Origin of the sequence: Streptomyces sp. R11 (assembly GCF_041051905.1) — a bacterium.
GTDB lineage: Bacteria > Actinomycetota > Actinomycetes > Streptomycetales > Streptomycetaceae > Streptomyces.
Genome location: NZ_CP163432.1, coordinates 2089585 through 2102378, shown reverse-complemented (window position 1 = coordinate 2102378; position 12794 = coordinate 2089585). Strand labels below are relative to the sequence as shown.

The window sequence follows — 12794 nt, the reverse complement described above, 5'->3', positions numbered from 1 at the left end:
GCCGACCAATGAAGATCAGCATTCGCAGAAGCAGGCGCGCCGCCGTGGCCGTCGCTCTGGGCTCCGTCCTCGCCCTGACCGCCACCGCCTGCGGTGACGACGGGAGCAGCGCGGGCGGGGACAAGGGCGCCGAGGGCAGCGGCACCGGAAAGATCGTCTTCTGGGACAACAACGGCGGTGTCCGCACCGACATCTGGAAGGAGATCATCGCCGACTTCGAGAAGGCCAACCCGGACATCAAGGTCGAGTACGTCGGGATCCCGTCCACCGACTACCAGTCCAAGGTGGACACCGCCATCCAGGGCGGCGGCCTGCCGGACGTCGGCGGCGTCGGCGCGGCGATGCTCGCCGGTTTCGCCGCGCAGAACGCGCTGGAGCCGCTGGACGGCCGGCTCGCCAGGTCCTCCCTGAACGGCAAGCTCAACGAGGACATGGTCGCCTCGCTGAAGGCCGCGGGGGGTGGTGACGGCAAGCTGTACTCGGTGCCGACCTCCGCCAACAACGGTGTGCTGTACTACCGCACCGACCTGTTCAAGAAGGCCGGGCTGGACGAGCCGGCGACCTGGGACAAGTTCTACGAGGCCGCCGAGAAGCTGACCGACGCCGGGAAGAACGAGTTCGGGTACACCATCCGTGGTGGGGCCGGCTCCATCGCCCAGGCGCTGGACGCCATGTACGGGCAGTCCGGGATCACGTCCTTCTGGGACCCGAGCGGTGCGAAGACGACCGTCAACGACCCCAAGAACGTGGCCGCGTTGGAGAAGTACGCCGCGCTCTACAAGAAGGTCACTCCGGCCGCCGACCTCAACAACGACTTCACCAAGATGGTCGCCCAGTGGGATTCCGGCACGATCGGGATGCTGAACCACAACCTCGGGTCGTACCAGGACCATGTGAAGGCCCTCGGTACGGACAAGTTCCGGGGGATTCCGCAGCCGGTCGGCTCCGCCGGCAAGCGGGTTCAGGTGTCCAACCCCGTTGATGGGATGGGGCTGTTCAAGAGCTCCAAGAACAAGGACGCCGCCTGGAAGTTCATCGAGTTCGCCACGTCGCACGACGAGAACTCGAAGTTCAACAAGGCGGCTGGGCAGGTGCCGTCGAACAATGACGCGGCGAAGGACGCGTGGATTTCTGAGGCCGAGCCGACGAAGTTGGCCGCTGCGGCGTTGACGGACGGGTCGACGACGATTGTGCAGTTGCCGTACTACCTGCCCGACTGGAACACCATCTCCAAGGCCGACAATGAGCCGAACCTCCAGAAGGTGCTGAACGGGGACATGAGCGCCAAGGAGTTCCTGGACACGGTGGCCGGTCAGCTGAATGAGGCTCAGGCCGAGTGGACGTCGCGTAACGGCTGAGAGCTCGGTCGCTTCGCTGCGCGGCCGGCTGCGGGTCTTGTTGTGGCCGGTCGCGCAGTTCCCCGCGCCCCTAGGGGGATACACCCCCGCGCTGAAAGGCACCCGTGTGTCTCTTACCCGCAGACAGGTCAGTTTGGCGGCCGTCGCCGCCGTTCCTCTCGCCCTCTCGGACATCGGTACCGCCGAGGCAGGTCAGCGCCATCGCACCCGTACCCTCTACATCGCCGGTGATTCCACCGCCGCCCAGAAATACGCCGACGCCGCCCCCGAGACCGGGTGGGGCATGGCGCTCCCCTTCCTCCTGCGCAAGCACCTGCGCGTCTCCAACCACGCGGTGAACGGGCGTAGTTCCAAGAGCTTTGTCGATGAGGGGCGGCTGGATGTCGTCCTTGCCGCCATCCGGCCCGGAGATTTCCTGCTCGTCCAGTTCGCGCACAACGACGAGAAGGCAACCGACCCCACCCGGTACACCGAGCCCTGGACCACCTACCAGGACTACCTGCGCCTCCACATCGACGGCGCCCGTGCCCGTGGTGCCCGACCCCTTCTCGCCACCGCCGTCGAGCGGCGCAGGTTCGACGGCGGTGGCAACGCTGTGCCGACCCACGGCGACTATCCGGCGGCGATGCGCGCGCTGGCCCGGCAGGAGCGGGTCACGCTGCTCGACAGCCAGGCCCTGTCCCTGGAGCTGTGGCAGCGGCTCGGGGTCGAGGAGACGAAGACGTACTTCAACTGGACCGCCACCGAGCAGGACAACACGCATTTCAACCCGCCCGGCGCGATCGCCGTGGCGCGTCTCGTGGTGCGGGAGCTGCTGCGTACGCGGGTGCTCGGCCCGCAGGACGTACGCCGGCTCGGTGAGGTGATCCCGGAGTCCTGGATCACCTGGCCGGAACCCTCCGCCGCCTGACCGACCCCCGGATCGCAGAAAGAGAGAGCCGCACAATGAACGCACAGATATGGCATGGGCATGCCACAAGGAGAGCTGCCGTTCTGATCGGCTGCACGGCCCTCGTCCTCGGTCTCACCGGAACCGGGGCGGAAGCGGGGTCCCGTGACCTCGGCCGTCAGGTCCTCGGCGCGCGTGACGGCTGGGCCTCCGAGGGGGCCGGGACGACCGGCGGGGCCGCCGCCGACGCCGCGCACGTGTACACCGTGAGCACCTGGGCGGAGTTCCGGCAGGCGCTCGCCGACGGTGGAAGCGCGCCCAGGATCATCAAGGTCGACGGCGTGATCGACGCCGTGTCGGAGGGCTGCGACGCCTTCGCGGCGGACGGGTACGACCTCCAGCGGTATCTCGCCGACTACGACCCCGCCGTGTGGGGCCACGACAGCCCCGTCAGCGGGGAACAGGAGGAGCTGCGCGCCGCGTCCGCCGCCCGGCAGGACCAGGCCATCAAGGCGAACGTCCCGGCCGACACCACCATCGTCGGGGTCGGCAAGGGCTCCGGGATCCTCGGCGGCAGCCTCCAGATCAAGGGCGTGGACAACGTCATCCTGCGCAACCTCACCATCGAGGCCCCCGTCGACTGTTTCCCGCAGTGGGACCCGACCGACGACAACAAGACCGGCGCCTGGAACTCCGAGTACGACGGCGTGGTGGTGTACGGCTCCACCCATGTGTGGATCGACCACAACACGCTCACCGACGGCCGGTACCCGGACAGCACCCTGCCGGTGTACTTCGGCAAGGTCTACCAGCAGCACGACGGGCTCCTCGACATCGTGCGCGGCGCCAACCTCGTGACGGTGTCCTGGAATTCGTTCACGGATCACGACAAGACCATGCTGATCGGCAACAGCGACAGCGCGGCCTCCACCGACGCCGGCAAGCTCAAGGTCACCCTGCACCACAACCGCTTCGAGGGGATCGTCGAGCGGGCGCCCCGGGTGCGGTTCGGGCAGGTCGACTCGTACAACAACCACTTCGTCGTCACCGGTGACCAGAACTATGCGTACGTCTTCGGCATCGGCGCCTCCTCGCAGCTGTACGCCACGCACAACGCCCTTTCGCTGGCCCCCGGCGTCAGCGTCGGCAAGGCGCTGAAGAAGTGGAACGAGGCGCCGCTCACCGCTGAGAACAACTACGTCAACGGCAGGCTGACGGACCTCATCGCCGTCCACAACGCCGAGATCCCCGGCGAGACCCTCCAGTCCGGCGCCGGCTGGACGCCGACCCTGCGGACGAAGGTCGACAACCCCAAGGCAGTGCCGGGGATCGTCGACCACCGCGCGGGCGCGGGGCGCCTGCGCTGACGCACCGGCCGGGGGAGGAGCGCGTGCCGTTCCTCCCCCGGCAATTCCCCAGCACGAGCCGCACCCGCGAAGGAGCACCCGCATGCCCTCGCCCCACCTCATCCGACACCCCCTGTCCAGACGGGGATTCCTCACCGCCGGCGCCGCGGCCGCGGCAGCCCTCACCCTCGCGTCGAGCCCCGCGCGGGCCGCCGCCCGGCCCCGCCCCCTCGGACGCCACGGCTCACCTGCCGCCCGTCTCACCCCGAAGACCCTGTATGTGGACCCGTCCGGCCACGGCGACTTCACCTCCGTCCAGGCCGCCGTCACCGCGGCGACCGGCAGCGGCCGGACGCTGGTCATCGCGCCGGGGACGTACCGGGAGACCGTCGCCGTGGACGTGACCCGGACGGGGATGAGCTGGCTTGGCGCCAGTGGCGACCCGCGTGATGTCGTCATCGTGTACGACAACGCCGCGGGCACCCCCAAGCCCGGCGGCGGCACCTACGGCACCACCGGCTCCGCCACCACCCTCGTCCAGGCCGACGGCTTCACCGCCCGCGATCTCACCTTCGCCAACGACTGGCTGCGCGCCGACCACCCCGGCATCAGCGGCACCCAGGCCGTCGCGATCAAGGTCCAGGGCGACCGGTCCGCGTTCCACCACTGCCGTTTCCTCGGCCACCAGGACACCCTGTACGCCGACTCGATCGCCCTCGGCGCCTTCGCCCGCCAGTACTTCTCCCACTGCTATGTCGAGGGCGACGTCGACTTCGTCTTCGGGCGGGCCACGGCCGTCTACGAGCACTGCCACTTCCGGACCCTGACCCGAACCGACCTCTCGTCGGCCCCGTACGGCTTCGCCTTCGCCCCCTCGACAGCGGGTGCCAACCCGCGCGGCTACCTGGTGACCAGGAGCCGTATCAGCAGTGAGGCCCCGGACGCCCACTACAAGCTGGCCCGCCCCTGCGTGCCCAGCTCCGACACCACCGCCCGTCCCGGCCTCGTCGTCCGGGACACCCACCTCGGCGCCGGCATCGACGCGGTCGCGCCCTACACGAACATGTCGGACAGCTTCCCGTGGCAGGACCAGCGCTTCGCCGAGTACCGCAACAGCGGTCCCGGCGCGGTCGTCACCGTCCCGGCCAACCGACCCCAACTCACCGCCGAACAGGCCGAGTCGGCCACCAGGGCGGCCTATCTCGGCGACTGGCAGCCGTGGAAGCCGGGCGGCGATGGACTGACCTAGCGCCCGACCGGACCGATCCCCTCCAGCGTCGGCAGCACCGGCTCAATCGTCCCGTCGGCCGCGAACTTCAGGCGGTCGACGGTCGTCTCCCGGTGCATGCCGTCACCGCCCGGCCGTCCGGGGCCGTTCAGGGCGAACCGGTGTCACGACGGGTTCGACGACCATCGGCTCGTCCATGAACCAGCGCTCGGCGCACGGAACGCCCCGCCGGTCGTCACCGGCGGGGCGTTCCGCTCTGCCGGCCGAGGGGGGCTCATGCCGGCAGGTCCAGGGGCTCCGCTCACGCGTACGCGGTGTCGGGTCGCGTACGTGATGTCAGATGCCGAGAAACTGCGGGAGGTTGCTTCCGGATCGTGCTTTACGAATCCGCGTCGGCCGCCGAGTCGTCGTCGCCGTGCGCCGCGAAGTCGCCCGCCACGGACAGTTGTTCTCCGTCCGCCGTGGCCGTCATCGCATAGTTGTCGCCCCGCGCGTCCCGGCCGCCTCGCTCATGATCGTACTGCCCCGCGAACACCCACTCGCCCTCGCGGACCGTACGGCCCTCTTTGAGTGTCCAGGTGTAGACGAGGAAGCCGTCCTTCTCCTCGACGGCCAGCGTGAAGTCCTCCTCCGGCAGCGAGCGCCATGCGCCTGCCGTGCTGACCCCGCCGGTCTGCTTGATCTTCAACCGGACGGTGAGCGCGCTGAGTTGCTCGCTCGTCTTCAGGGTCAGATTGCTCTGGGCCCAGAAGTCGTTGCTGTGCGGGTCCACCGAGCCGTCCGACCACAGAGGGCCGTCCTGCACGCCCTTGGCGGCGGGGGGCTCGGCCGTGGCGCTCGGTTGTCGTGTCGGCATCGCGGTCGTCCCGCGGGACTCGGGCGTCCGATCGGGCGTCGGATCCGTCGACGGGGCGGGAGGGGCCGGGGCGCTGCCCGACGCGTCCGGGGACGGGGTGGGCGTCGGCGAAGTGGCCACCGACTGCTGCGGGGTGTCCTCCTTCACGGCGGACGCGACCGCGTACCCGCCGGCCGCGAGCACTCCGGCGACCGCGGCCGTCGCGCTCACGACCCGGAACCAGCCGTACACCGGTGGGCGGGTCGCCCGGCGGTCGGTGCGGGTCTGCCCGGAGGGGTCCGCCATGCCGCGCTCGACCCGGGCCAGGATCCGCCCGCGGTCGGGCTCGTGCGCCTCGGCCGTCTCGTGCAGCCGGGCGCGCAGTTCGTCGTGCACGTCCCGCCGCATCATCGGTTCCTTCCTGCGGCGCCCTCGGTGCGCACCATCGCCGCCGCGTGCACCTTGAGGGGAGCGCCCTGTGTCCCGAGCAGCCGTTGCAACTCGGCCATCCCCTTCGAGGTCTGGCTCTTCACCGTACCGACCGATATCCCGAGGGCGAGCGCGGTGTCCTTCTCGGAGAGGTCGAAGGCGTGCCGCAGCACCACACAGGCGCGTTTGCGGAACGGGAGTCCACGCAACGCCTCCTGGACGTCGACGACGCCGGCGATGTCCGGATTCTCCGTCCTCTCCTCGCGCTGCGACCAGAACAGGGCGACCCGCCGCCGCTCCCGGACCGCGCTGCGGATTCTGGTGCGGGCCAGATTGGCCACGACCCCGCGCGCGTACGCCACCGGATGGTCGGCCGCGCGGACCCGGTCCCAGCGGTGCCACAGCGCCAGCAGCGCGTCCGCGGCCAGATCGTCGGCCGCGTCCGCCTCGCCCGTCAGCAGGTGGGCCAGGCGCGCGAGTTCGGCATAGTGGCGCTCGAAGAAGGCATGGAACTCCACGGAGGCGGCGTCGTCGACGACCGTGCCCACGGGCGGCCCTCCTTGCCTACGAGTGGCATGTGTATGACATGTGATCGTCCGGCGATCATTACGCGATCATGCGGCGAGGTCCGGAAGCGTAGCAGCGATCGAATGCCCTGTTCGTACGAGGTCTCGAACGTCGTGTGGTACCTCGCACGTGAGCAGGCCTGATTCCGTAACACGGAGAAAACCTGAAGCGCGTTCAACGCGGGAACAATCCAGCCAGCATCCGCACACCGATCAGTCAGGCAGCAAGGAGCAACCGCCATGTCCGATTCCCAGAAGGTGGCCGACCGGTCAACTGCCCCGCCGCAAGGCGTGAACAGCGTCGACCGGTTCTTCAAGATCTCCGAACGGGGTTCCACCTTCGCCCGTGAGATACGGGGCGGCTTCGCCACGTTCTTCACGATGGCCTACATCCTTGTCCTGAATCCCATCATCCTGGGCAGCGCGAAGGACAAGTTCGGCCACCAGTTGGATGCGGTCCAACTCACCACCGCCACCGCCCTGGTGGCCGCGGTCATGACGATCATCATGGGCGTCGGCGGCAACCTCCCGCTCGCCCTCGCCGCCGGCCTGGGCCTGAACGCCGTCGTCGCCTTCCAGATCGCCCCGCTGATGTCCTGGGACGACGCGATGGGCCTGGTCGTCCTCGAAGGCCTGCTGATCTGCGTGCTGGTGGTCACCGGGCTGCGCGAGGCCGTCATGCACGCCATCCCGCAGCCGCTCAAGCAGGCGATCAGCGTCGGCATCGGCCTGTTCATCGCCTTCATCGGCTTCGTCGACGCCGGGTTCGTCAGCCGTATCCCGGACGTCGCGAACACCACAGTGCCGGTTCAGCTGGGCGGCACCGGCACCCTCACCGGGTGGCCGATCCTCGTGTTCTGCCTCGGAGTTCTGCTGACGATCGCCCTGCTCGCCCGGAAGGTGAAGGGCGCCATCCTGATCAGCATCGTGACCATGACGGTCCTCGCGATGGTCATCAACTCGGTCGCCGACATCAAGGCCTGGGGCCTGACCACGCCCGCGTGGCCCGACAAGGTGGTCGACACCCCCGACTTCGGACTCATCGGCGACTTCAGCCTGTTCGGCGCGTTCGGCGAGACCACCGCCATCACCGTCGTGCTGCTGATCTTCACGCTGGTGCTGTCCGACTTCTTCGACACCATGGGCACGGTCGTCGGCATCAGCGCCGAAGCCGGACTCCTCGACGAGCAGGGCAAGGTGCCGAACCTCGGCCGGGTGCTGCTGATCGACGGCGCCGCGGCGGCAGCGGGCGGCGCGGCCTCCTCGTCCTCGGCGACCTCCTACATCGAGTCGGCCGCCGGCGTCGGCGAAGGCGCGCGCACCGGCTTCTCCAACCTCGTCACCGGCGGCCTGTTCGCCCTGGCCCTCTTCCTGACCCCGCTGCTCACCATCGTCCCGCTCCAGGCGGCCGCCCCCGCGCTCGTCGCCGTCGGCTTCCTGATGATGACCCAGGTCAAGCACATCGACTGGGACAAGTACGAGATCGCCATCCCGGCGTTCCTGACCATCGCCGTCATGCCCTTCACCTACTCGATAACGAACGGCATCGGGGCGGGCTTCCTCGCCTACGTCGTGATCAAGACGGTGCTGGGCAAGGCGAAGGACATCCACTGGCTGCTGTGGGGAACGTCGGCGCTGTTCCTCGTGTACTTCGCCATCAACCCGATCGAGCAGCTCCTGGGCGTCAAGTGACCTGCTAGTTCTTGAGCGCCGCCTCCATCACCTTCTTGGCCACGGGGGCGGCCAGCCCGTTGCCGCTGACCTCGGACCTGGCGGCGTTCGACTGCTCGATGATCACCGCCACGGCGACCTCCTTGCCGTCGGCCTTCCCGTACGACGTGAACCAGGCGTACGGCGTCTTGCTGTTCTTCTCGCCGTGCTGGGCCGTGCCCGTCTTGCCGCCCACCGTCGCGCCCGGGATCTGCGCGTTCGTGCCCGTGCCCTCCTCGACGACCGTCTGCATCGCCGACTGGAGCTGCTCGGCGGTGTCCGAGCTGACGATCTCCGTGGTCTCGGCACTGTCGTCGTAGTTCTCCAGGACGTCGCCGCCGCCGTCGGTGATCTGCGACACCATGTGCGGTGAGACCAACTTGCCGCCGTTGGCGATGGCAGCCGACACCATGGCGATCTGCAGCGGGGTCGCGGTGACGTCGAACTGGCCGATGCCCGAGAGCGCGGTCTGCGGCTTGTCCATGTCGGAGGGGTACACGCTGGGGTACGCCCGCACCGGGACGTCCTGCTCCTCGTCGTTGAAGCCGAACTTCTCGGCCGTCTCCCTGACCTTGTCCTGGCCCAGGTCGACGGCCATCTTGCCGAAGACGTTGTTGCAGGAGTACTGCAGGGCGACCCGGATCGAGGCGTCCTTGCAGGGGGCGTTGGGGTTCTCGTTGCCCAGCTTCCGGTTGGTGTCCGGCAGCGGGTACGGGTCCGGGCTGTCCGTCTTCTCATCCACCGACGAGTACAGGCCGTCCTCCAGCGCGGCGGCCGCCACGACCAGCTTGAACGTCGATCCCGGCGGCAGCGGCTGCCGCAGCGCGCGGTTCGTCATCGGCTTCTCGGGGTCCTTGGTCAGCTGCGCCCAGGCCTTCGAGTCGCCCGTGGTGATCCGCGACGGGTCGTACGACGGAGTGGAGACGACCGCGAGGATCTTCCCCGTCTTGGGGTCGATCGCGACTGCGGCGCCCTTGTTGTCGCCGAGCGCCTCGTAGGCCGCCTTCTGCACATCCGGGTCGATCGTCGTGACCACGTTGCCCGGGTCGGCCCGCTTGTCGGTGATCGTGTCCATCACGCTCTTGACGCGGGTGTCGCTGCCGTCGAGCAGGTCCTGATAGATGCCCTCCAGCTGGGTGGCTCCGAACGCCTGCGAGCTGTAGCCGGTCACGGCTGAGTACAGCGAGCCGTCCGTGTAGGTCCGCTTGTACGCGAGGTCGCCGCTCTTCGTCGGCGCGGAGCCGGTGACCGCCTCGCCGCCCACGATGATGTTGCCGAGCGGCTGGCTGTACAGCGCGATCGTGTTCCGCCGGTTTTCCTTGTCGTCCGCGAGGGCCTGGCCTTCGTAGAACTGCACCCAGGTCGCCCTGACCAGCAGAGCGAACACCAGGAGCAGCGTGAAGACGGACGCCCGCCTGATCGTCTTGTTCATCCCACCCAAGAGGACGATCAGGATGGGGGCAATCGTTCCCTTGCGCCCACATTTCTCATCGGGCGTTCATGAAGCCCGCCTCGTATGCGGCGATCACGGCCTGCGTGCGGTCCCGGGTGCCGGTCTTCGCCAGCACCGCCGCCACGTGCGACTTCACGGTGGCCGGACCGACCTCCATCCGCCGTGCGATCTCCGCGTTGGTCAGGCCCTGCGCCATCAGCCGCAGCACCTCGCTCTCACGGCCTGTGAGCCTCGCCACCCAGGGCGGCGGCGCGGGGTACGCGCGCGTGTGCTCGGCAGCGAGAGTGCGTACGGCCGACGGGAACAGCAGGGTGTCGGTGTGCGAGACCAGCCGTACGGCCTGCACCAGCGCGTCGGCGTCCGCCCGCTTCAGCAGGAACCCGGCCGCTCCGGCGCGCAGGGCGTCGTACACGTAGGAGTCGTTCTCGAAAGTGGTCACGACGACGATACGGGGCGGTTCGTCGAGGGTGGCGAGGATCTGCTCGGTGGCCCGGATGCCGTCGATCTCGGGCATCCGGACGTCCATGAGGACCACGTCGGGTCGGCGCTCTCGCACGATGCTCACCGCCTCGGCACCGGTCCCCGCCTCGCCGACCACCTCCAGGTCCGGCTCGGCGGAGAGGATGGCGCGCAGGGCGCTGCGGACCATGCGCTCGTCGTCGGCGAGGACGACACGGATCGCGGGGCGGGGCGTCATGGGCGTTCCCTCGGGGTCGGCGGACAGGTCATCGGCAGCCGAACGCGCAGTCTCCACAAGCCCTCCGCCGGCCCCGCCGCCATCGTCCCGCCCAGCAGCCGGGCGCGGTCGGCGATGCCGCGCAGGCCGTGGCCGCCGCCGGGGCGGCAGGTGCGGGCGTGGGGCAGCGGGTTCTCCACGGTGATCTCCAGGTGCCCTTCGGCGATCACGACCCGCAGGGTCACGCTCACCCGCTCCCCGGCGTGCTTCAGGGCGTTGCTCAACCCTTCCTGCACGATGCGGTAGGCCTCGCGGGACAGGACGGGCGGCAGGGCGTCGGGGTCGGCGTCGACCGTGGCGGTCAGCCGCAGCCCGCCCGCGCGGGTGCGGCGCAGCAGGCCGGCGAGGTCGGCGGCGAGGGTGGGCGCCGGGGCCGTACCGGGGGCGTCGCCCTCTCTCAGCACACCGAGCACGGCGTCCAGTTCGCCGACCGTGCGCCGGGTCGTGTCCTCGATCGCGGCGAGGGCCTCGCGGACGAACTCCGGGTCGGTGTCGAGGACCCGGCGGGCCGCGCTCGCCTGCAGGGTGACGGCGCTCAGGGCGTGGCCGACGGAGTCGTGCAGTTCACGCGCGAGCCGGTTGCGCACGGCGAGGTCGGCGGCGCGCGCCTCGGCCACCGCGAGCCGGTCCTCGGGTGTGGGGCCGAGCAACGCGGGCGCCCAGCGGGCGAGAAGCGAGCCGCAGACGGCCGCGCAGCCGGCGAGCGCGACGAGCGCCGCCACGCCGGCGACCGGCGCGAGCGCCAGCACCCAGGTCTGGTCGAGGGCCTCCGGCAGGCCGACGAGTTGGGCGCCGCCCAGCCACACGAGCAGCGGCAGCGCGGTGAGGAAGCCGGCGAACGGCGGCACCGCCAGCGACATCCCCGAGATGATCCCGCCGAACCCGAGATGCAGCGTGAACCAGGCCGCCGCCCGCCCCCTCGCCGCCCGCGTACGGGCTGGCCCGCGAGCGAGCAGGACCGCGTTGACACCGCACAGCGACCGCACCGCGCCGGCCTCCATGGGCCGGGTCAGCGGGAACAGGGCCGCGGTGAGGGCGGCGAGGGGCAACCCGACGGCGAAGGAGAGCAGTTGGAGAGGGAGGTCGTTGAAGACGTACCGCGAGTTGGTGGCGGGACCGACGACGAGCTGGCCGACGAAGACGTACGGCATGGCGAGCGCGCCGCCGAGGATCAGATGGATCCAGCGCCGGCGCGCCCGCCGCCCGAACAGCAACCCGAAGAACCGGCTCACGCCGTACGACGCTTCCGGCAGGCGGAGCGCTCCGCGAGGAAGTGCACCCCGAGGCAGGCGACGAGGATGCCGACGATCATCTGGCCAGCGTAGGTGAGGCTCAGCACCGGTGAAGGGCCGTCTGCCACGTCGGTGAGCGGGGCCAGCGACAACCAGCCCGCCCAGCAGACCGCGGCCGCCGAGCCGACCCAGGCGAGGGCGAGGGGCAGCCCGACGGGCAGGGCCCGGCCGCGCCGGAAGGCGAGGAGCAGTCCGCCGGTGACGGCCATGGCGAGGAACACGGCGGACAGGGCCTCCATGACGTAGAAGCCACTGGTCCGGTCGGCGACGTGGGTCTCGTCGAGCCCGGCGGTGCCCCCGCACGCCCACAGCAGGTGGGCGACCAGTGTCGGCAGCGCGCAGCCGGCCGCCGCGACGGCGATGGCACGCTGGGCCGCCCCGATGAGGCCGACCGGGAGTTCCCAGACCCGCCCCTCCCACAGCCGGCCCCAGCGGTCGCGGGCGTAGAGCACGAGCAGGGCGCCGAGGGTGAGTCCCTGCACGATGAACCCGGTGTAGACGACCCCGAAGACCCAGGCGTCGAGGAACGGTTCACCGTCGGCGGTGGTGTTCGTGGGCCCGCCGAGCGCGTCGACGACGAGCTGGATCGGGAACCCGGCCATGATTGGCGCGAGCAGCCCGGTGGCCACCCAGGCGGGGAGGGCGAGCAGCCACGCGGGCACCCGCAGCCCCCACGGCCGGGTCAGCAGCAGCGCGAGCACGATGACGGCCGCGTCCATGAGCACGGTGACGCTGTTGGCGACGGCCATGCTCGCCCGGTGTTCCAGCAGCGAGCTGCCGTCAGGGATGCCGATCCGACTCCCCGCGATCCAGGCGACCTTGAGCGAGAGATAGGGCACGCAGGAGACGAGGGCGACGGCCCGCAGGGCGCGACGGGACCTGCCGGGACCGACGGCGTGGTCGGTCTCCGGGGCGGGAGCGAGTGTCTGCGTCATACCGCCACGCTCCCGCG

General features: G+C 70.1%; 11 protein-coding genes. 5 read left to right on the top strand and 6 right to left on the bottom strand.

Going from position 1 to position 12794, the window contains the following annotated elements; all coding sequences use genetic code 11:
- Positions 1–8: 8 nt before the first annotated feature.
- The 4 genes from AB5J55_RS09590 to AB5J55_RS09575 all read left to right on the top strand — a co-directional run bounded on the left by AB5J55_RS09590 (position 9) and on the right by AB5J55_RS09575 (position 4842).
- Positions 9–1358 (top strand): sugar ABC transporter substrate-binding protein, encoded by a 1350-nt coding sequence (locus AB5J55_RS09590; RefSeq protein ID WP_369270238.1) that lies wholly within the window; start codon positions 9–11, stop codon positions 1356–1358.
- Between the two features lie 106 nt (positions 1359–1464).
- The gene (locus AB5J55_RS09585) at positions 1465–2268 is read left to right on the top strand and encodes a rhamnogalacturonan acetylesterase (protein ID WP_369270237.1); all 804 of its coding nucleotides are present in this window, start codon (positions 1465–1467) and stop codon (positions 2266–2268) included.
- A 35-nt stretch (positions 2269–2303) separates the two neighbouring features.
- Positions 2304–3614, top strand: a complete 1311-nt coding sequence (locus tag AB5J55_RS09580; protein WP_369270236.1) for a polysaccharide lyase family 1 protein — start codon at positions 2304–2306, stop codon at positions 3612–3614.
- 82 nt (positions 3615–3696) lie between these two features.
- Entirely contained in the window at positions 3697–4842 is a 1146-nt protein-coding gene (locus AB5J55_RS09575; protein WP_369270235.1) for a pectinesterase family protein, read from the top strand.
- A gap of 358 nt (positions 4843–5200) precedes the next feature.
- Here the strand turns inward: AB5J55_RS09575 and AB5J55_RS09570 are convergent, their stop codons facing one another.
- Together AB5J55_RS09570 and AB5J55_RS09565 are read right to left on the bottom strand one after the other, a co-directional pair.
- Positions 5201–6067, bottom strand: a complete 867-nt coding sequence (locus AB5J55_RS09570) for a hypothetical protein (RefSeq protein ID WP_369270234.1) — start codon at positions 6065–6067, stop codon at positions 5201–5203.
- Positions 6064–6633, bottom strand: coding sequence for a SigE family RNA polymerase sigma factor (locus AB5J55_RS09565; protein WP_369270233.1), 570 nt, complete (start codon positions 6631–6633; stop codon positions 6064–6066). Before AB5J55_RS09565 ends, AB5J55_RS09570 begins: the two co-directional genes overlap by 4 nt.
- Positions 6634–6891: 258 nt before the next feature.
- Here AB5J55_RS09565 and AB5J55_RS09560 point away from each other — a divergent pair, with 258 nt between their 5' ends.
- Positions 6892–8343: an NCS2 family permease gene (locus tag AB5J55_RS09560; RefSeq protein WP_369270232.1), complete on the top strand. Its 1452-nt coding sequence runs from the start codon at positions 6892–6894 to the stop codon at positions 8341–8343.
- Positions 8344–8347: 4 nt separating this feature from the next.
- Here AB5J55_RS09560 and AB5J55_RS09555 read toward each other — a convergent pair whose 3' ends face one another.
- Genes AB5J55_RS09555 through AB5J55_RS09540 form a run of 4 tightly spaced genes read right to left on the bottom strand, consistent with a single transcriptional unit; the run spans position 8348 to position 12777 of the window.
- On the bottom strand, positions 8348–9793 hold the full coding sequence (locus AB5J55_RS09555) for a peptidoglycan D,D-transpeptidase FtsI family protein (RefSeq protein ID WP_369270231.1): 1446 nt from the start codon (positions 9791–9793) through the stop codon (positions 8348–8350).
- A 55-nt stretch (positions 9794–9848) separates the two neighbouring features.
- Positions 9849–10511 (bottom strand): response regulator, encoded by a 663-nt coding sequence (locus AB5J55_RS09550; protein WP_369270230.1) that lies wholly within the window; start codon positions 10509–10511, stop codon positions 9849–9851.
- Complete coding sequence (locus AB5J55_RS09545) at positions 10508–11782, bottom strand: sensor histidine kinase (protein ID WP_369270229.1); 1275 nt, start codon at positions 11780–11782, stop codon at positions 10508–10510. Before AB5J55_RS09545 ends, AB5J55_RS09550 begins: the two co-directional genes overlap by 4 nt.
- The gene (locus AB5J55_RS09540) at positions 11779–12777 is read right to left on the bottom strand and encodes a hypothetical protein (RefSeq protein ID WP_369270228.1); all 999 of its coding nucleotides are present in this window, start codon (positions 12775–12777) and stop codon (positions 11779–11781) included. Before AB5J55_RS09540 ends, AB5J55_RS09545 begins: the two co-directional genes overlap by 4 nt.
- Between the last annotated feature and the right edge of the window lie 17 nt (positions 12778–12794).